Source organism: Nakamurella sp. PAMC28650 (genome assembly GCF_014303395.1).
Taxonomy (GTDB): domain Bacteria; phylum Actinomycetota; class Actinomycetes; order Mycobacteriales; family Nakamurellaceae; genus Nakamurella.
Genome location: NZ_CP060298.1, coordinates 4,268,670 through 4,285,795, shown reverse-complemented (window position 1 = coordinate 4,285,795; position 17,126 = coordinate 4,268,670). Strand labels below are relative to the sequence as shown.

The 17,126-nt window shown below is 69.8% G+C and carries 16 protein-coding genes; 7 read left to right on the top strand and 9 right to left on the bottom strand.

Going from position 1 to position 17,126, the window contains the following annotated elements; all coding sequences use genetic code 11:
* Positions 1-3: 3 nt before the first annotated feature.
* From H7F38_RS19435 to H7F38_RS19415, 5 genes are all read right to left on the bottom strand, one after another.
* The gene (locus tag H7F38_RS19435; RefSeq protein WP_187091362.1) at positions 4-1,308 is read right to left on the bottom strand and encodes a ferric reductase-like transmembrane domain-containing protein; all 1,305 of its coding nucleotides are present in this window, start codon (positions 1,306-1,308) and stop codon (positions 4-6) included.
* Positions 1,305-1,529 carry a hypothetical protein gene (locus tag H7F38_RS19430; RefSeq protein WP_187091361.1) on the bottom strand — a complete coding sequence of 75 codons (225 nt, stop codon included), beginning with the start codon at positions 1,527-1,529 and terminating at the stop codon, positions 1,305-1,307. The genes H7F38_RS19435 and H7F38_RS19430 overlap by 4 nt, the downstream gene beginning before the upstream one ends.
* Before the next feature lie 375 nt (positions 1,530-1,904).
* A complete protein-coding gene (locus tag H7F38_RS19425; RefSeq protein WP_222618187.1) occupies positions 1,905-2,579 on the bottom strand; it encodes a VWA domain-containing protein in 675 nt (224 codons plus the stop codon).
* 221 nt (positions 2,580-2,800) lie between these two features.
* Positions 2,801-3,727: a MoxR family ATPase gene (locus H7F38_RS19420; protein ID WP_187091360.1), complete on the bottom strand. Its 927-nt coding sequence runs from the start codon at positions 3,725-3,727 to the stop codon at positions 2,801-2,803.
* The gene (locus tag H7F38_RS19415; protein ID WP_187091359.1) at positions 3,724-4,839 is read right to left on the bottom strand and encodes an NDMA-dependent alcohol dehydrogenase; all 1,116 of its coding nucleotides are present in this window, start codon (positions 4,837-4,839) and stop codon (positions 3,724-3,726) included. Before H7F38_RS19415 ends, H7F38_RS19420 begins: the two co-directional genes overlap by 4 nt.
* Before the next feature lie 180 nt (positions 4,840-5,019).
* Between H7F38_RS19415 and H7F38_RS19410 the strand changes: the two genes are divergently transcribed.
* Positions 5,020-6,684, top strand: a complete 1,665-nt coding sequence (locus H7F38_RS19410) for a sigma-54-dependent Fis family transcriptional regulator (protein WP_255498435.1) — start codon at positions 5,020-5,022, stop codon at positions 6,682-6,684.
* On the opposite strand, the gene mftD is transcribed toward H7F38_RS19410, so the two are convergent.
* The 4 genes from mftD to mftA all read right to left on the bottom strand — a co-directional run bounded on the left by mftD (position 6,662) and on the right by mftA (position 9,718).
* Positions 6,662-7,888 (bottom strand): pre-mycofactocin synthase MftD, encoded by a 1,227-nt coding sequence (mftD, locus tag H7F38_RS19405; protein ID WP_187091357.1) that lies wholly within the window; start codon positions 7,886-7,888, stop codon positions 6,662-6,664. The two genes, H7F38_RS19410 and mftD, sit on opposite strands and share 23 nt — an antisense overlap.
* Positions 7,889-7,988: 100 nt before the next feature.
* The gene (mftC, locus tag H7F38_RS19400; protein WP_187091356.1) at positions 7,989-9,209 is read right to left on the bottom strand and encodes a mycofactocin radical SAM maturase; all 1,221 of its coding nucleotides are present in this window, start codon (positions 9,207-9,209) and stop codon (positions 7,989-7,991) included.
* Entirely contained in the window at positions 9,206-9,547 is a 342-nt protein-coding gene (mftB, locus tag H7F38_RS19395; RefSeq protein WP_187091355.1) for a mycofactocin biosynthesis chaperone MftB, read from the bottom strand. Before mftB ends, mftC begins: the two co-directional genes overlap by 4 nt.
* Positions 9,548-9,556: 9 nt before the next feature.
* Positions 9,557-9,718: a mycofactocin precursor MftA gene (mftA, locus tag H7F38_RS19390; protein WP_187091354.1), complete on the bottom strand. Its 162-nt coding sequence runs from the start codon at positions 9,716-9,718 to the stop codon at positions 9,557-9,559.
* Between the two features lie 233 nt (positions 9,719-9,951).
* Here mftA and mftR point away from each other — a divergent pair, with 233 nt between their 5' ends.
* The 6 genes from mftR (at position 9,952) to H7F38_RS19360 (ending at position 16,928) form a co-directional block, all read left to right on the top strand.
* On the top strand, positions 9,952-10,569 hold the full coding sequence (gene mftR, locus H7F38_RS19385; protein WP_187091353.1) for a mycofactocin system transcriptional regulator: 618 nt from the start codon (positions 9,952-9,954) through the stop codon (positions 10,567-10,569).
* A complete protein-coding gene (locus H7F38_RS19380; RefSeq protein WP_222618186.1) occupies positions 10,566-11,399 on the top strand; it encodes an SDR family oxidoreductase in 834 nt (277 codons plus the stop codon). Before mftR ends, H7F38_RS19380 begins: the two co-directional genes overlap by 4 nt.
* On the top strand, positions 11,396-12,886 hold the full coding sequence (mftF, locus tag H7F38_RS19375; protein WP_187091351.1) for a mycofactocin biosynthesis glycosyltransferase MftF: 1,491 nt from the start codon (positions 11,396-11,398) through the stop codon (positions 12,884-12,886). Before H7F38_RS19380 ends, mftF begins: the two co-directional genes overlap by 4 nt.
* Entirely contained in the window at positions 12,870-13,625 is a 756-nt protein-coding gene (mftE, locus tag H7F38_RS19370; protein WP_255498074.1) for a mycofactocin biosynthesis peptidyl-dipeptidase MftE, read from the top strand. Before mftF ends, mftE begins: the two co-directional genes overlap by 17 nt.
* 70 nt (positions 13,626-13,695) lie before the next feature.
* Positions 13,696-16,026 carry a heavy metal translocating P-type ATPase gene (locus H7F38_RS19365; protein WP_187091350.1) on the top strand — a complete coding sequence of 777 codons (2,331 nt, stop codon included), beginning with the start codon at positions 13,696-13,698 and terminating at the stop codon, positions 16,024-16,026.
* 50 nt (positions 16,027-16,076) lie between these two features.
* Positions 16,077-16,928 (top strand): universal stress protein, encoded by an 852-nt coding sequence (locus H7F38_RS19360; RefSeq protein ID WP_187091349.1) that lies wholly within the window; start codon positions 16,077-16,079, stop codon positions 16,926-16,928.
* The last annotated feature ends 198 nt before the right edge of the window (positions 16,929-17,126 follow it).

The window sequence follows — 17,126 nt, the reverse complement described above, 5'->3', positions numbered from 1 at the left end:
GGCTCAGAATCCGAAGACCTCCTCGTGCAGCCGGTGGGCGGGCAGGCCGACCTCGTCCAGGGCCCGGCGGACGGTGGCCGCCAATCCCGGGGAGGCGCACAGGTAGACGTCCCGTCGATCGACGTCGGGTACCAGCCTGCGCAGGTTGTCGGCGGTGAACCGGTTGGCCGGCTCCGAGGACCTGCCGACCATCCAGATGACCTCCGCCCCCCGGATCCGCGCAAGGTGCTGCAGTTCGGGACCGAAGACGATGTCCTCCTGGCTGGACACGCGATAGAGCAGGGTCAGGCGCCCGTCGCGGCGCTCGATCGTCTCGAAGAGCGCTCGCATCGGCGTGATCCCGACGCCACCGGCGATCAGCAGGACCGATGGCTGGGTGCGGCGGCGGGCCGTCATCGATCCCGACGGCCCCTCGGCGAACACCAAGGTGCCGGGTCGCACGGAATGCACCAGGATACTGCCCCGACCGAGAGCCTTGACGGTGATGCGCATCCGGTCTCCGTACGGGGCGGCCGACAGCGAGAACGGGTGGGCGCTGCGCCACGTCCGCGACGTCAGGAAACGCCAGCGGAAGAACTGGCCTGATTCGGCGTTCAGTTCCTCCAGGTGTCGGCCCTTCATGATCAGGCTGACCACCCCGTCGGCCTCGGCGATCGCGGACTCGACCCCCAGTCGATGCCGCCACAGGTCGCCGATCGGGGCCAGGAACCGGTAGCGCAGCACCAGGGCGAAAGCGTAGGCGTAGACCAGAGTCCAGATGATCTGGACGACGTGCAACCCCGCCAGATTCGGCCCGGCCAGCTCGTGGGCGAACGACAGCGCCACGGCGACGTAGGTCAGGAGATGGACGCCGTGCCAGGTCTCGTACGACAACTTCCGCCGGGATGCGCGGATCGAGATCATCCTGACGGCGACGAAGACGGCGGTCCCGACGGTCGCGGTCGCCAGGCCGGGAAGGCCGAGGACGGCCATCAGCGAGGCAGGAAGGCTCTGATGCCGCGAATCGGCCCACGACTGCACCGCTCCGCCGGCGTGGACCAACACCAGGATCAGGAAGGTGCGGCCGCCTTTCGCGTGCCAACGGGCCAGGGTGTCCGGGCCGATCCGACGTTCCAGGATCGGCATCCGCGACATCAGCACCAACATCACCGCGACCAGGTACCCGGCGACCAGGCCAGTGACATGGGCCAGCAGGGCGGCGTCGACCGGAATCGGCCACGGCGCATGTTCCAGGGCCAGCGCCATGGCCGCCACCGACCCCGAGGTGATGCCCCACAGGAACTTTGGGGCGAACCGGTCCGGCTTCACGGCCGGCCCCCACCCGGGTTGCCGCTGCGGGCCCCCCCGGGTCCACCGGCCCCGTTGTCGAGGCGCGGACCCGCCTCCGGTCGGCCCGGCCCGTCGGCGGTGACGGTCGGCTGCATCGCGACGGTGGAGGTGGCGGGTGGGGACAGCGCCAGCGCCGGAGCGACCGGTGACACCTCCACCCCGCGCACGCCGACGGCGATGGCGATCACGGTGGCGATCACGAAGACGGCCGTCGTCGTGCTCCGTCGGATGCGCGCCCATCCCCGGGAGGACAGACGTGGAGGGGGTGCTGGGCGGCCGGCGGCGGCGTCCGGCCGGTCGGGTGCAATAGTAGCGATCAAGGGAACCTCTCGGTGGATCATCGGTGGTCAGCGCCAGTCTTGACGGTGCGCAGTCCAATTCGATGGTCGGTCAGGAAACGCTCCTGAACTACTGGGCAGACTCACAGTTCCTGTGTGATCGACGAGGTGTTCCGGGTAAGTCTTCGGTGAGAACCCGGCAACTCGAACAAGAATGCAAGGAATTGGTTACCCCGACGGTCAGCACCGTCAGCACGGTCAACGGCAGCGTCGGTCAGCGTCGGCAGGGTGGCGGCGTCAGCGGTCGAGCGCTGCGGCGAGGGCCGCCGGCGCATCCGCCGCGCTCCGGAGCCTTCCGAGGCGGGCGTCCGAGGCGTGCGCCAGTTCGGCGGCCTCGGCGCAGTCGTCCGCCGGTGCGAGCACGATCAGTTCCTGCAAGGCGCGGGCGGCCGGGAGGGGGTCCTGCTCGTCGGTGGCCCGGCAGTCGCTGAGCAGGATGGTGATCCGGCGCGCCGCACGCGCCGAGGCGAGTTGCCCGGCGGCGGCCCGGAGCGCGGCTGCCACCGCGGTCACCCCGTGGCCGCGCAACTCCAGCAACCCCGTCACGGTCTCCACCGGCGCGCTGGTGGCCGCGATCGCGCGGTGCACCCTGACCTGACGGTCGAAGCTGAGCACGGCGAACTCGGTGGGTGCCCGCCAGGCGCAGGCGGCGGCGGTCAGTGCCGCCGCGGCGAGGCGATCGCCGCTCATCGAACCGGACGCGTCGACGAGGAGGCAGAGGGCGACGTCCGGCCGCCGCCAGTCGCGCGAGAACAGTTCCTCCAGATTCGGCACCCGTCCGGCCGCCCGCGCACCGGCGATGGCCTCCATCGACAGATCGACATCCAGATCCCCGCCACGGTCGGCCGGCACCTGTTGCAGCCGAACGCTTCCCGATCGGGGCGCGGTTCCGGTGCGGGCGAGGTCGAGCATGATCTTCCCGGCCAGTCGGCGCGCCGCCTCGCGCAGCGCCTCGTCGGTGGCGGTGGTCAGGTCGGCGAGCAGGTGCAGCGCCCGGGCCGCGTCGTTGCGCAGCGCGTCGTCCAGCGCCGCCTCGTCGATGGCGCCGAGTTCGGGGGAGACGGCCGCGAACTGTTCGTGCCGCCTTTGCAGATCGGTGCGCGAGATGGTCCTTGCACCACGCTGCGGTCGGTTTACCGCACTGCTGCCCGCCCCTGGCGGCGGGCCACCGCTTCCCCCGGCGAATCACCGTCCCGGGCGGGGTCGTCGGAGTCGGCCGGCCGAGGACCGAAGACGTCCTCGTACAGTTGGCGCACGATGTCCTCCGGGGTTCGCCCGGCCGACTCGGACAGGCGGATGCGGCCCGACAGCGACACGAAGGCTGCGTCCAGCCCGACCTGCCAGTCGTCGACCGGGCAGCCGCGCGCAACGGCCAGCGAGGTGCCCACGCGCACGAGGTCGATGGCCCCGCGCACCGAAGAGCCGACCCTGACGTCGGGATGGGACCTGGTGCGTCGCGTCAACTCGACGACGCCGGCCCGCCACACCGGCGGCACCTCGGGCGCCCGTGCGGAGACGATCTGCACCTCGTCGCCGGCCGTCTGGTAGCCCATCGCGATCCGGCAGGTGCGGTCGTAGACGGCCGCGGAGATGCGGGCCGTGCCAACGGCATCGAACGGATTCATGGCCGCGACGAGCCGGAAGCCGGCGGCCGCGTCGATCCGGCCGAGGCGGGGGACGTGCAGCTCGGCCTCGGACATCACCGTGATCAGGACGTTGAGGGTTTCCTCCGGTACCCGGTTGAGTTCCTCGACGTAGAGCAGGCCGCCGTCCCGGAGCGCGGCGGCCAGCGGTCCGTCCACGAAGATCTCCTGGACGTACCCGTCGGAGAGCACCCGCGCGGGGTCGAAGTGCCCGACCAGCCGCGCGGGCGTCAGCTCGGCGTTGCCCTCGACGAAGTGGAACGGCACGTCACGGCTCCTGGCCACCGTGCGCAGGAGCGTGCTCTTGCCCGTGCCGGGCGGCCCCTCGAGGACGACATGTGCACCACCGTCAAGTGCGGCGAGCAGCAGTTCGACCTCTCGGGACCGCCCGATGGTGCTTTCGGCAACTCGACTCACGAATGCTCGTGGATCACGACGCCGCGGACGTTCTTGCCGGCCAGCAGGTCGTCGTAGCCCTCGTTGACCTGCTCGAGAGTGTAGGTGCGGGTGATGATCTCATCCAGCTTGAGGTCACCGCTCTGGTAGAGGCCGAGGATTTTCGGGATGTCCGTTGTCGGGTTGCAGTCGCCGAACAGGCTCCCCTTGATGTTCTTGCGGAACAGGGTGAGCACCGCACCGGAGAGGTGGATGGTGGCCTCCTCGAACTTGTTGAGCCCGGTGACGACCACCGTTCCGCCCTTGCCGATGGCGTCGAACCCGCTGCTGACGACCTCCTCGGTCATCAGCCCGACCGTCAGGATCGCCGAGTCGGCGCCGCGACCCCGCGTCATGTCGGTGATCGCGGTCTGCGCTTCCGCAGCCGTGGCGAAGGCATGGGTGGCACCGAGTTCCATCGCCTTCTCCCGCTTGTTCTCCAGCGGATCGATCGCGATGACGTTCTTGGCGCCGGCGTAGCGGGCGCCCTGCACGGCATTGATGCCGATGCCGCCCACCCCGTAGATGGCAACGGTGTCGCCGGCCCTGACGTTGGCGGTGTTGACGGCAGCGCCCCAGCCGGTGGGAACGCCGCAGCCGACCAGTACGGCCTTGTCCAGCGGTAGGTCGTCGTCGACCTTGACCGCGGAGTTCTGGTGGATGACGCCCCACTGGCTGAACGTGCCCAGCATGCACATGGCCCCGTACTGCCCGCGTGGTCCGGTGATCGGGAACCGGTCCCCGGGGAGGTACCCCTCCAGGATCGTGGCGCCCATGTCGCAGATCGACTGGCGGCCGGTGGCGCAGTAGTGGCAGACCCCGCAGTTGGGGATGAACGAACAGACCACGTGATCGCCGGGCTTGACGCGGGTGACACCGGGTCCGACCTCCTCGATGATGCCGGCCCCTTCGTGCCCGAGCACCATCGGGAGCCGGGCGGGGAGATCGCCGTGGGCGATGTGGATGTCGGAGTGGCAGAGGCCGGCGTGGGTGTACCGGATGAGGACCTCGCCCTCACGTGGACCGTCCAGATCCAGTTCCTCGATCTCGATGCGCTTGCCCGGTTCGACGACGACGGCAGCCTTGGTCTTCATCTTCACAGCTCCTTCGGTGTGGGTGACGAGCATTACACTCGCAGAGGACACGAGGACCGACTGTTCAAATTTTGGACAGTTCGGGTCGGCCGGTTCCCACCTGGATGGTCGATCGCCCCGTGATGGATTGCTGTTCGTGACCCTGCACCGGCGCAGGAAGGCGATGGAAGCTTGACACGTATGTATCAGGAGCAGCCGCATCAGCAGACCCCGGTCCTCCCGGGTCTCCGCCCCGAGATCGCCCTGTCCTGGGCCCGTTCCCGCGACGTCGGCCTGGTACCCGAGGATGCGCTGAGTCACCTGCGGACCGGTGAGTTCGATGCGCAGAGCCGGTTGCTGTCCGCGGCGAGCCCGGTGCTCGACACGCTTCGGTCCCAGCTGCGGGGTTCGGCCCACAGCGTGCTGCTGGCCGACCGCGAGTGCCGGGTGATCCATCGGTGGTGCGACGAGACCCGGGCCGAGGGCACCTTCGACGATCTAGGGGTCCGGCCGGGCGCGACCTGTCGGGAGGAGGTCGTGGGTACCAACGGCCTGGGTACCGCCCTCGAACTCCGCCGGGGGGTGGCGATCAACGGGTCCGAGCACTTCGCCGACGAGCTCAAGGCGTTCAGCTGCTACGGCCAGCCAATCCTGCATCCGCTGACGAACCGGGTCGAGGGGGTACTGAACTTCACCTCGTTCGGGGCCGGTGTGAACCCGCTGCTGGCGGCGCTCGTCGCGCATTCGGTCGACCACGTCCAGCAGCGACTGCTCGACGGGGCGCGGGCATCGGAACGACTGTTGTTCGCGGCCTTCCAGACGATGACGGCGCATCGACGCCATCCCGTCGTCGCCCTCGGCGACGACGTCGTGCTGTCGAACCGGGCGGCCCTCGACCTGCTCAACCCCCACGATTTCGCGCTGCTCAGAGCACTGGTCGGGCCGGTTGGATCCGAGAGCGGCTTTGCCGCCGACGTGCCCCTGCAGAACGGGATGCGAGCAACCGTGCTCGCCCATGCGGTATCCGGGTCGGCCGGAGGCTTCGTCTTCGAGATCACCCCGGCGGCCGAGGTCGTCGGCGGATCAGCCGACCGCGGCAGCCTCCGGGACCAGCGCGGGCCCCGGTTGCCCATCCTGATCTCCGGGGCGCCGGGCACCGGCCGCTCGCGGGCCGCCACCGCCGCGGTCCAGCGTCACCCGGTGACGGTGCTCGAACCGGGTTTCGCGGCCCTGGACGGCGAGGCGGCCTGGGCCCAGCGGTTCGTGGATGCGATCAGCAGCCGGGCCGGGACCGTGGTCGTCGAGGAGATCGATCTGCTCTCCGACCGGCTGATCCACCTGATCATCTCGTTGGCCAAGAAGAACTTCCGCTCCGACCTCATCGTCACCTGCGGCCCGATGGACGGTCTGACCGGACTCGCCCACACCCTGGCCAGCATGTGCGTGCGCTCCGTCGACCTGCCGGCCCTGTCCCGGCAAGCGGCGGTCATCGGCGATCTCGCCGCGCGGATGCTCGACGAGGTCAGCGGCGGCGCCCCGCTCCGCCTCACGCCGAGTGCGATCGATGCGCTGAGCACGCAGGCGTGGATCGGGAACTTCCACGAACTCCGGGTGGTGATGACCTACGTCGCCGCGCGGCGGAGCGCGGGTGACGTGACCGCCGCCGATCTGCCCGCCTCGTACCGGACCGCCGCCCCACCCAGCAATCTCGGGGGACTCGACCGGGTCGAACGGGATGCGATCGTGGCCGCGCTGGCCGAGCACGACGGGAACAAGATGAGAACGGCCAAGGCCCTCGGGGTGAGTCGTGGCACCCTCTACAACCGGATGCGACGCCTCAGGATCACGACGAGTTCGCGGGCGTAGCCGCCTTCGCTCCGCCGGATCGCTGCGAGGAGCCGACACCGAGGTCCCGGCGGAAACCCGCGGGGATCACGATGTCGTCCTGCGACAGGTCGTGGATGTCGGAGTGGCCCATCCCGAGCAGTGCCGAATCGATGCCTCCGCGCAGGATGTCGAGGACGTTCTCGACGCCGGCCTGCCCGTTGGCGGCCAGACCCCACAGGTAGGCCCGGCCGATCATCACGGCCCTGGCCCCGAGAGCCACGGCCTTGACGACGTCGCTGCCCCGGCGGATGCCACCGTCGAGCACGATCTCGATCTGGTCCCCGACGGCTTCCGCGACGGCGGGCAGCGCCCGGATGGTGGCGGGCGTGCTGTCGAGGTTGTTGCCGCCGTGGTTGGACACCGAGATGGCCGTGACGCCGGCGTCGACGGCCTTCCGTGCGTCATCGACCCGCGAGACGCCCTTCAACATCAGCGGTCCGCCCCATTCCCTGACGAGCCAGGCGACATCCTCCCAGGAGGGTGGCGGGGTCTGCATCCATTCGCCGTAGACACCGAAGAAGGTCGGTGCCGGAACGCCCGGCTCGGCCATGTTGGGAACGGTGAGGTCGGGGATCTTCCGGGTCCTGGCGAACGAGGCCAGCCACCTCGGGTGGGTCAGTGCCTCCGGCGCGTATTTTAGCATCGCCCTGAAATCGACCTTCTCCGGGATGGCGGGGCTGCCCCAATCGCGACCGTGGGAGAACGACCAGTCCAGGGTGACGATGAGCCCGACGGCCCCGGCCGCCCTGGCCCGGTCCATCCGCTGCTTGATCTGGTCCAGCGTGCCCGACCAGTACAGCTGGAAGAACGTCTGCGGGTTGGCGGCGATCACCTCCTCGACGCTCTTGCTGGCGAACGAACTCAGCCCCATGACGGTCCCGCGGGCGGCCGCTGCGCGGGCGACCGCCACCTCGCCGTCCGGATCCACGGCCTGCACGCCGGTGGGCGAGATGATGACGGGCATCGAGATCGCCTGTCCCATCACGGTGGTGGACAGGTTTCTCTTCGCCGACATCCCGGCCACGTGCGGAGCGAATCCCAGTTCGCCGAAGGCGGCCTGGTTGTCCTGGATGGTCAACCCACGTTCGGACCCTGCCACCAGGGCGCCGTAGACCGACGGGGGGAGCCTCTTCTTCGCCCGCCGTTGAGCTTCGGCAACGGTCTCGAACCACGGATTGCCCATTGGACTTGCCCTTCGTCTTCATTGACATCGATGGTGGAGCTGATGGTCTCGGCGCTGCACGGCCGGCTCGGCGCTGCACATCCGCCCCGGTCCTGCACGCTCAGGCGGTCGCCGCCACCTGCAGACCGGCGACCGGGTCCTCGTTGCAGTCCCGGCCGGGGGGTTTGCGCCCGAGGGTCAGCATCACGGGTGCGTTGGGCAGCAGTGTCTTGCGGGAATGGTCGAGAGATGGTTTCGGGGAAAGACCGGGAGTCAGCTTGGACAGGGCGATCTCGCCATACCCCTTGACGCACTCCGGATCCGGCCCGTCCAGCGGCAGCCCGGTGAAGAACTTCGCCGCCATGCAGCCGCCGCGGCAGGAGTCGTAGGCCGAGCAGGAGGAGCAGGCCCCGCCGCTCTGGGGCCTGCGCAGTTCGGCGAACAGTTCCGAATCGCGCCAGACGGTCCTGAATCCGCCGGGGGAGCGGACGTTGCCGGCCAGGAACGACTCGTGGATGGCGAACGGGCACGCGTAGACGTCGCCGACCGGGTCGATCAGGCAGACCACCCGGCCTGCCCCGCAGAGGTTGAGGCCCGGCAGCGAATCCCCGAAGGCCGCGAGGTGGAAGAAGGAGTCGCCGGTGAGGACGTTCTCCCCGTTCTCCACGAGCCAGTCGTAGAGTTCCCGCTGCTGCCCGGCGAGCAGATGCAGTTCGTCCCAGACGTCGGCGCCCCGACCGGACGGCCGCAACCGGGTGAGGCGCAGTTGCGCGTCGTACCGGTCGGCGATGGCCTTGAACTCGTCGAGCTGGCCGATGTTCTGGCGGGTGCAGACGACGGAGATCTTGAATCCGGCGAAGCCGGCGGCGTAGAGGTTCTCCATGGCCGTGATGGCGGTGTCGTAGGAGCCGACCCCCCGGACGTAGTCGTTGACCTCCGCGGTGGCGCCGTCCAGCGAGATCTGTACGTCGACGTAGTCGCTACCGGCCAGCCGCCGGGCCACCGCCGGCGAGATCTTGACGCCGTTGGTGGAGAACTTGACCCCCACCTTGTGGGCGGTGGCGTAGTCGACGAGCTCCCAGAAGTCCGGCCGCACAGTGGGTTCGCCGCCTCCGATGTTGACGTAGAACACCTGCATGCGCTCGAGCTCGTCGATGACGGCCTTCGCCTCCCCGGTGGTGAGCTCTCGCGGGTCACGCCGCCCGGAGCTGGACAGACAGTGCGCGCAGGCCAGGTTGCAGGCGTAGGTCAGCTCCCAGGTCAGGCAGATCGGGGCGTCCAGGCCCAGCGCGAAGTGCTCGACCAACGGCAGGACGGTGGTGGTCGCGGCGGTGGTGGTCATGATCGACGCTCCCGGATTGTTTCGGTGGCGGCCAGGGTGGCCAGCGCCCGTGCGAACTGTGCGGCGCGCGCCGGATCGGTGATGTCGGCGGCCCGGCAGGTGGCCGCCGCCGACGGGTGGTCGGCCAGCGTGCGGACCACGGTCACCAAAGTCGGATCCTTCAGGAAGGAAAGCCGTCTGGTCTTGAACGAGTAGAGCAGTGCGCCGAACGGCTCCGGCCGGATCTCCACCTGGGGATGCACTTCATAGGGCAGGTCAGGGTCGAAAGCCCGGATGTCGGTCGCGGTGGAGGCGGGTGGGTGGCGGGTGTCCGCCGGCGAATCCGTCGTCGAGGTCATCGCCGATGTCTAGTAGACGCCGCACATGCCGTCGATCGAGACGTCCTCGACGAGCAGATCCGACAGGGCCGTCGGGGCAGAGAGTGCGGTCGGAGCGGCTGCGACGTCGGCCTCCGCAGGTGCACTGTCGGCGTGCTCGAGAACGGTGTCGTCGACGGCATTGTCTGACATGGGAGGTCCCTTCACGGGTGGTTTCGCAGACTGTGGCCTGCGTCACTGCGGACGGTAATGGCACTCAGTGCCGTTTGTCAAGAGAATGGCGGGGGCTTTCGCCCTATGCTCGAAAGTCGCTGCGCTTGCGGTGATTCAGTGATGTCGGCCGCGATCCGCAGTCCCGGTCGGCTACCGGTAGGGTCACCCCACACGACCCGGCCCGCAAGGAGACCGGAAGAGGGAGGCGGCGGGTGAGTTCCGTTCCGCTGTCGCCAGAGCCGCCCGGGCTCGGCCGTCCCCAGGTGACCAGTCGGGTCGAGCTGGAACAGATCTGCCTCACCATGTTCGCCGCCCGGGGTTTCGACGTGACCTCGGTCGACGACATCGCGGCCACCGCCGGTATCGGCAGACGCACCTTCTTCCGGTACTTCAAGTCCAAGAACGACGCGGTCTGGGGTGATTTCGACACCCAGCTCGATCGTTTCGCCCAGTGGTTCCGCGAGTGCCCGGCCGAACTGCCGCTGCGGGCGGCGATCAGGGCAGGCGTCCTGCGGTTCAACACCTTCGACGGTCCGGCCACCACTGCGCTGCGGGACCGGATGCGGATCATCCTCTCCTCGCCCGCTCTGCAGGCCTACTCCACCCTGAGATACGGGGCGTGGCGGTCGGTCATCGTCGAGTTCGCGGCGCTGCGGCTCGGCGTTCCCGAGAACGATCTGGTGCCGAGAACTCTGGGACACCTGGCTCTCGGCGCCGCCCTGGCCGCCTACGAACAATGGCTCGAGACCGACCGCAGCGACCTGCTGGCGTTGCTCGCGGATTCGCTGACCATCTTCGCCTCGCCCGATGCACCGGAGGCCAGACCGTGACGACCACGACTACGACGACGACGACGGCGACTCCCGTCACGCAGCGGGCGGTTGCGGTGGTCACCGGTGCGGCCCGCGGAATAGGCGCAGCGGTGGCGCTGCAGTTGGCCCGCCAGGATTTCGACCTCGTCCTGGTCGACGCACCGTCCGTGGACGCGATCGCCGGTCTCGGCTACGACCTCGGGTCCCAGGACGAACTCCAGGAGGTGGCCGCACTCTGCCGCGCACTCGGCGCCGAGATCCACGTGATGGCAGCCGATGTCCGCGACGAGGCGGCACTGGCCCTGGCGGTCGAGCTGGTCGAGCCGGGCCGACTGCATGCGGTGGTCTCGGTCGCCGGGATCATCGGCTCCGACGCACCGGCCTGGGAATTCAGCCGGGCCGACCTGGACCGGGACATGGACACCAACTTCCATGGCGTCGCCAACCTTGCACGGGTGTCGGTGCCGGCCCTCCTGCACGCCCCCCACGGCCGCGGCCGGTTCGTCGCGATCGTGTCGACGGCGGGCGAGACCGGCCTGCCCCGGCTGGCCGGGTACGTGTCGTCCAAACATGCGGCGCTGGGCTACATCCGAAGTCTGGCAGCCGATCTGGGCCCGCTGGGGGTGACGGCGAACGCGGTGCTGCCGGGGAGCACCCGGACGGCACTGCTGCAACGGAGCGCCAGGGTGTACGACCTGCCCGATGTCGACGCCTTCGCCCCGCACCAGCGCCTGGCGCGCATCCTGGAGCCGTCCGAGATCGCTGCGGCCGTCGGATGGCTGTGCAGCCCGGCATCGTCGGCGGTCACCGGGATCGCCCTGCGGGTGGACGGCGGTTTCGTCGGATGACGGCGCCGGGCGGGCAGGTCTGGCATCTGGCGCAGTCCGTTCGATGGCTCGACCAGGTCACGCTGGCCGGCGGCGCTCCGTACCGGGTGATCACCCTGACCGGACGGGGCTCGCAGACGGTACGGGAGATCCTCGGCGGCGCGTCCGGCGGCCACGACCCGGTCGTGCAGGAGTTGCTCGTCCGGCTGCAGGACGCCGGTCTGCTGGTGGCCCCGGCCCCCGCACCGGCGGACGACTTCCCGGTGACAGTGGTGATTCCGGCCCGTTCCGCTCCCGGACCGGTCGTCGATCTGCTGGACCGTATCGGATCGGCGACACCGGTGATCGTCGTGGACGACGGGTCTGCGGAACCGCTGGCCGGCCTCGCCGTCGGACGGGCGAACGTGACCGTGGTGCGGCACCCCGTCTCCCGCGGCCCTGGGGCGGCCCGGAACACCGGGGCCGCCCTGGTCACCACTTCGTGGATCGCGTTCCTGGACGCCGACACCCGGCCGGATCCGGGGTGGATCGCAGCGTTGAAGGGCCGTATCGACCAGTCGGACCACACCGCTTCGCAGGAGCGGAACCGTGTGGTGCTGGCCGCCCCCCGGATCTATCCGCTCCCGGGGTCGGGATGGGGAGGCTGGTTCGAAAACCGAGTCTGCGCACTGGATCTCGGTGGTGTGCCCTCGGACGTCGGGGTGGGCAGGACCGTCTCCTACGTCCCCAGCGCCGCCATGCTGGTCGAGACCGGGACGTTCCGGCGCTGCGGGGGATTCGACGAGAGCATGCAGGTCGGCGAGGACGTCGATCTCGTCTGGCGGCTCGCCAGATTCGGGCGCATCCGCTACCTGCCCGATGTGCGGGTGGGTCACCAGCCGCGCACCAGTCTGTGGGCTGCCCTGCGCAGACGGGTCGCCTACGGCACGAGTGCGGCCGATCTGGGCCGGCGGCACCCGGGATCCCTTCGGCACGTGGACGTCTCGATCTACTCCTTCGGGCCGTGGGTGCTGGGCGTCCTGGTCCATCCGCTTCTCGGCGTCGTCGCGGCCGGTGTCACCGCAGCCATCGCGCCCTGGGGGATGCCGACGCTGCCGCCGTCGAAGGCCCGGAAACTCGCCGTGCAGGGCCACCTGCTGGCCGCCGGTGCACTCGGACGGTGGCTCATCCGCCCGATGGCGCCGGCCACCCTCGCCCTGGGCCTGGCCCGGCCCGGGACGGGGCGGCGACTTGCCCTGGCCGCGGTCGGCGGTCTGGTGTACCTGGTCGGCCTCGACGTCCGGTCGGCCCGCCTGGCGACCGACAGCCGGTGGGTGTCGGCCCGTCTCGCCGGTGAGTCCCTGATCGCCCGGACCCTGGACGATCTGGCCTACAGCACCGGCGTCTGGATCGGCGTGATCAGGCGCCGGACGCTGGAACCCGTCCTTCCCCGGGTCCGTGACCTTTCCCTCGGACGGATCACCTCTCTGGGACGCACCACGCGGAACCGTCGTGCCGCCCGGGTCTGACGCCTTGGCCGGCGCCGTCCCGGAGAATTCGCTGCCCCCGCTGGCGCTGGCGCGTTGGCCCCAGATCCGCTCGGCCACCAGGGATCTGCTGCTGTGGCCGATCGGTTCCACCGAACAGCACGGCCCGCACCTGCCGTTGGGCACCGACACCGTCATCGCCGACGAACTGGCCAGGGCGACGCACCGGCGTTTCCCGGGCGTCGGTCTGGCACCGGCGCTGCCGTTGGGTGCCAGCGGCGAACACGCCGACTTCCCGGGCACGCTGTCGATCGGAACCCAGGCGCTGACGTCGGTCGTCGTCGAGTTCGTCCGCCACGCGTCGCTGCGCTGGAGCCACGTGCTGATCGTCAACGGCCACGGCGGGAATGCGTCGGCCCTCCGTTCGGCCGAGGACCTGCTGCGGTCCGAAGGTAGATCCCTGACGGTCTGGCACGCGGCCGGCGCCGGCCACCGGGCCGACGCGCACGCCGGATATCGCGAGACGTCGCTGATGCTGTTCCTCCGGCCCGAGACGATCCGGATGGACCTCGCGGCGGCCGGTGCTCTCGAGCCGCTGTCCGAGTTGATCGAGCAGATGCGCGCGGGCGGTGTCACCGCGGTGAGCCCCAACGGCGTCCTGGGTGATCCGACCGGAGCCACCGCCCAGCGGGGCCAGGAGTTCTTCGATGAGATGGCGGACCGTCTGATCGGTCTGGTCCGGACCCTCCGGCGAATGGACGGTCCGACCCCCGACCGATGAAGACGAACGGCGCAGCGAGTCGGGACCTTCGACCGTAGTCGGCAGCGGGCCGGCGGACCAGGCTGGACAGATGGCGACCGTGCGGCGTTATTTCGACCTGATCCTGTTCCTGGTCTCCCTGCTGCTGCTGGGGGCCGGTGCGATCGGGTGGTGGTCGGGCGCGGGCCGGTGGGAAGCCGTGTGCTGGACGGTGTCGACGGTGCTCGGGGTGGTCGTCTCGGTGTCCTGGGTGGTGATCTCGCTCCGCAAGCACCAACTCGGCGTCGACCTCATCGCGGTGCTGGCGTTGCTCGGGGCGCTCGCGGTCGGCGAGCCCTTCGCCGGAGCGATGATCACGGTCATGCTGGCCAGCGGACGACTGCTGGAGGCCAGTGCCGCCCGGCGCGCCCAACGGGATCTGAGCCTGCTCGTCGAGCGCGCGCCCCGGACCGCCCGTCGGGTGGGGCCCGGCGGGGTGGTGGAGATCCCGGTCGACGAGGTCCGCCGCGGTGATCACCTCGTGGTCGGTCCCGGTGAGGTGGTTCCGGTCGACGGACACCTGCTCGAGGCCGCAGTGCTGGACGAGTCCAGCCTCACCGGGGAATCCCGTCCGGTCGACCGGATCGCCGGCGAGACCGTGCGCAGCGGTTCGGTCAACGCCGGACCCCCGATCGGTCTGATCGCCACCTCCGAGGCGGCTTCCTCGACCTACGCGCAGATCGTTCGATTGGTGGAGCAGGCCAACGCCGACTCGGCGCCGTTCGTGCGCACCGCGGACCGGTTCGCCGTCTATTTCGTCCCGTTCACCCTCGCGCTGGCCGGCGGGGCCTGGCTGGTCACCGGGGATGCGGTGCGGGCGGTGGCGGTACTGGTGGTGGCGACACCGTGTCCGCTGTTGCTCGCCGCTCCGATCGCCATCATGTCCGGGCTGTCCAGATCGGCCCGTCTGGGCGTCATCATCAAGGGTGGCGAGGCCCTGGAGCGTCTCGCCGCCGGTCGGGTGCTCATCCTGGACAAGACCGGAACGGTGACCCGGGGTGAGCCGGAGGTCAGCGAGGTGGTGACCGACGGCGTCGAGGTGGACCCGGATGACCTGCTGCGCTGGGCCGCCAGGCTGGACCAGGTCTCCCCGCACGTGATGGCGGCGTCGATCGTCAAAGCGGCCCGCACCCGCGGCCTGGCGCTGGACCTGCCGGTGGCGGTCGCCGAGAAGTCGGGGTACGGCATCCAGGGCACCGTCGACGGCCACCTCCTGCGGCTGGGCAAAGCGTCCTGGATCCTGGATCGAGAGGAGCCCGACTGGATGCAGACGGCCCGCCGCAGAGCGGCCTCGACGTCCTCGTTGACGGTGTTCGTCTCGGTGGACGGGCGACCCGGCGGGGTGATCCTGCTGGAGGATCCCATCCGCCCCGATGCCCGGCGGATGATCCAGTCGCTGCGGTCCGCCGGCGTCACCCGGACCGTGTTGCTGACCGGCGACAGGGCCGACATCGCACAATCCGTCGGGGCGCTGGTCGGGGTGGACTTCGTCCGGGCCGATTGCGACCCCGCCGCCAAGGTGCAGCAGGTGGTCGCCGAGGCCGCCAACGGGCCCACAATCATGGTCGGCGACGGTGTGAACGACGCCCCCGCACTGGCCACCGCCGCGGTCGGCGTGGCGTTGGCCGCCGGAGGTGCCACCGCTTCCTCCGAGACGGCCGACGTGGTCATCACCGGCAACCGCATCGACCTGCTGGCCGATGCGATCATGATCGCGCAAAGATCCAAAGCCATTGCGCTGCAATCGGTGACGGTCGGGATGGGTCTGTCGCTGGTGGCCATGGTGGTGGCCGCGCTCGGGTATCTCCCCCCGGCGGTCGGTGCGTTGGCCCAGGAGGGTATCGACGTGCTGGCCATCATGGTGGCTCTGCGCGCGGTGACCCCTGGACGCAGCCACACCCTGACGCTCCCGCCGCAGGACCTGGCCCTGACCCAGCGACTGTTCGACGAACACGCCTCGGTGCTTCCGGTGGTGGAGCAGATCCGGGTGGTCGCCGATTCCCTCGCCACCAATCCGGAGTCGCTGGTCGCGACGCGGAAGCTGCTGCAGCGGTTGGAGTCCGAACTCCTCCCGCACGAGCACGCGGAGGAGCACGACCTCTATCCGATGATGGACGAACTGATGAGCGGGCCGAACGCGACGGCGGCGCTCAGCCGCACGCATGCCGAGATCGATGTGCAGGTCGCTCGTCTGCATCGACTGCTCGACGAGATCATCGGCGACGCACCCACCCTCGCGGATGTGACGGAATTGAGGGGACTGCTGTACGGCCTCTACGCGATCCTCAAACTGCACAACGCGCAGGAGGAGGAAGGTCTGTTCAGTCTGCTGCCGGACGAGCAGAAACACGATCCGAACAGCGTCGCGACCGTCGCGCCGTGATCGTCGTCAGATGATCGAGAACGAATGACCGAGAACGATTGGTGGGCATCATGAATGGTCAGATCATCGTCGGCTGGACGGATTCGCCGGAAGGACACTCGGCTCTGGACTGGGCCGTGCACCAGGCGCTGCTGACGAACCGGAGCGTGGTGGTCGTGCACGAGATGCTGCAGGACTCCCTCGGCGGCGGGGCCGGCGAACAGGGCGGATCTCGCATGCTCGTCAAGGAGAAGTCGAAGGTCGACGCTGCGGTGCACGCGGTGGCCGAACGCTTCCGCGACCTCGACCTGCAGATCGCGGTGGAGGTCGACGCTCCGTCGGCGGGACTGCTGCGCTGGAGTTCGGCGGCAGATGTCCTGGTGGTCGGTGCACCCTCCCGCCTGCATCCACGGATGCTGGGGAGCCTGCCGGAGCACCTCGCCGCGGCGGCGGAATCACCGGTGGCCTGGATCTCGGCCGGCTGGCAGCCCAGTTCGAACACGAACCGGACGGTGGTCGTCGGGGCGATGCCGACCCCGGCCGGGCGGGCGGCGGTCCGGTTCGCCGCGAGCGAGGCCATCCGGATGAGCGCCGTCCTGATCGCCGTCGTCGGGTCGAGCCGGCTCTCGGCCGACGGGCAGGCGATGCTGGCTCACTTCGACGAACTGGCGATCGCCGAACCGGAACTCACGATCGAGGTGGACTGGATCGACGCCGACCCGGCGGAGGCGCTGGTCGGTCTGTCCCGGAGGTCGCAGCTCCTGGTGGTCGGCACGCACCACAGTTCCGACCGCTGGAGCATCCGGCTGGGGCCCATCACCGAAGAGGTGCTGCGCCGTGCCCACTGCCCGGTGATCACCGTGGCCCGGGTGCACGTCTCCACCGCCCCGACGATCGTCGAACCTGGGAAATCATCGGTCTGACCCGTCGCTTGCGAGGACCCCGGTCCGCACACGTCCACCTGGCGCTCGAGAGCCTCCTGTGAAATCCCGGTGCCCGCGCCACCCTAATGGTGGGTCTGTCCGTCATCGGGTTTTGTTCGGGTCAGCCGGGGCACTCATCCCTTCGACCAGCGCGAACCTCCCGCTGTCGACGAGCAGGACTGCGCAGGGGCCGGATCG

Excerpts from the sequence above, each read along its gene's own strand:
- mftA (WP_187091354.1), bottom strand. The coding sequence starts at position 9,718 with ATGTCAGACAATGCCGTCGACGACACCGTTCTCGAGCACGCCGACAGT.
- mftB (WP_187091355.1), bottom strand. The coding sequence starts at position 9,547 with ATGACCTCGACGACGGATTCGCCGGCGGACACCCGCCACCCACCCGCC.
- mftC (WP_187091356.1), bottom strand. The coding sequence starts at position 9,209 with ATGACCACCACCGCCGCGACCACCACCGTCCTGCCGTTGGTCGAGCAC.
- H7F38_RS19425 (WP_222618187.1), bottom strand. The coding sequence starts at position 2,579 with ATGCTCGACCTCGCCCGCACCGGAACCGCGCCCCGATCGGGAAGCGTT.
- mftF (WP_187091351.1), top strand. The coding sequence starts at position 11,396 with ATGACGGCGCCGGGCGGGCAGGTCTGGCATCTGGCGCAGTCCGTTCGA.
- H7F38_RS19360 (WP_187091349.1), top strand. The coding sequence starts at position 16,077 with ATGAATGGTCAGATCATCGTCGGCTGGACGGATTCGCCGGAAGGACAC.
- H7F38_RS19415 (WP_187091359.1), bottom strand. The coding sequence starts at position 4,839 with ATGAAGACCAAGGCTGCCGTCGTCGTCGAACCGGGCAAGCGCATCGAG.
- H7F38_RS19365 (WP_187091350.1), top strand. The coding sequence starts at position 13,696 with ATGGCGACCGTGCGGCGTTATTTCGACCTGATCCTGTTCCTGGTCTCC.
- mftD (WP_187091357.1), bottom strand. The coding sequence starts at position 7,888 with ATGGGCAATCCGTGGTTCGAGACCGTTGCCGAAGCTCAACGGCGGGCG.
- H7F38_RS19410 (WP_255498435.1), top strand. The coding sequence starts at position 5,020 with ATGTATCAGGAGCAGCCGCATCAGCAGACCCCGGTCCTCCCGGGTCTC.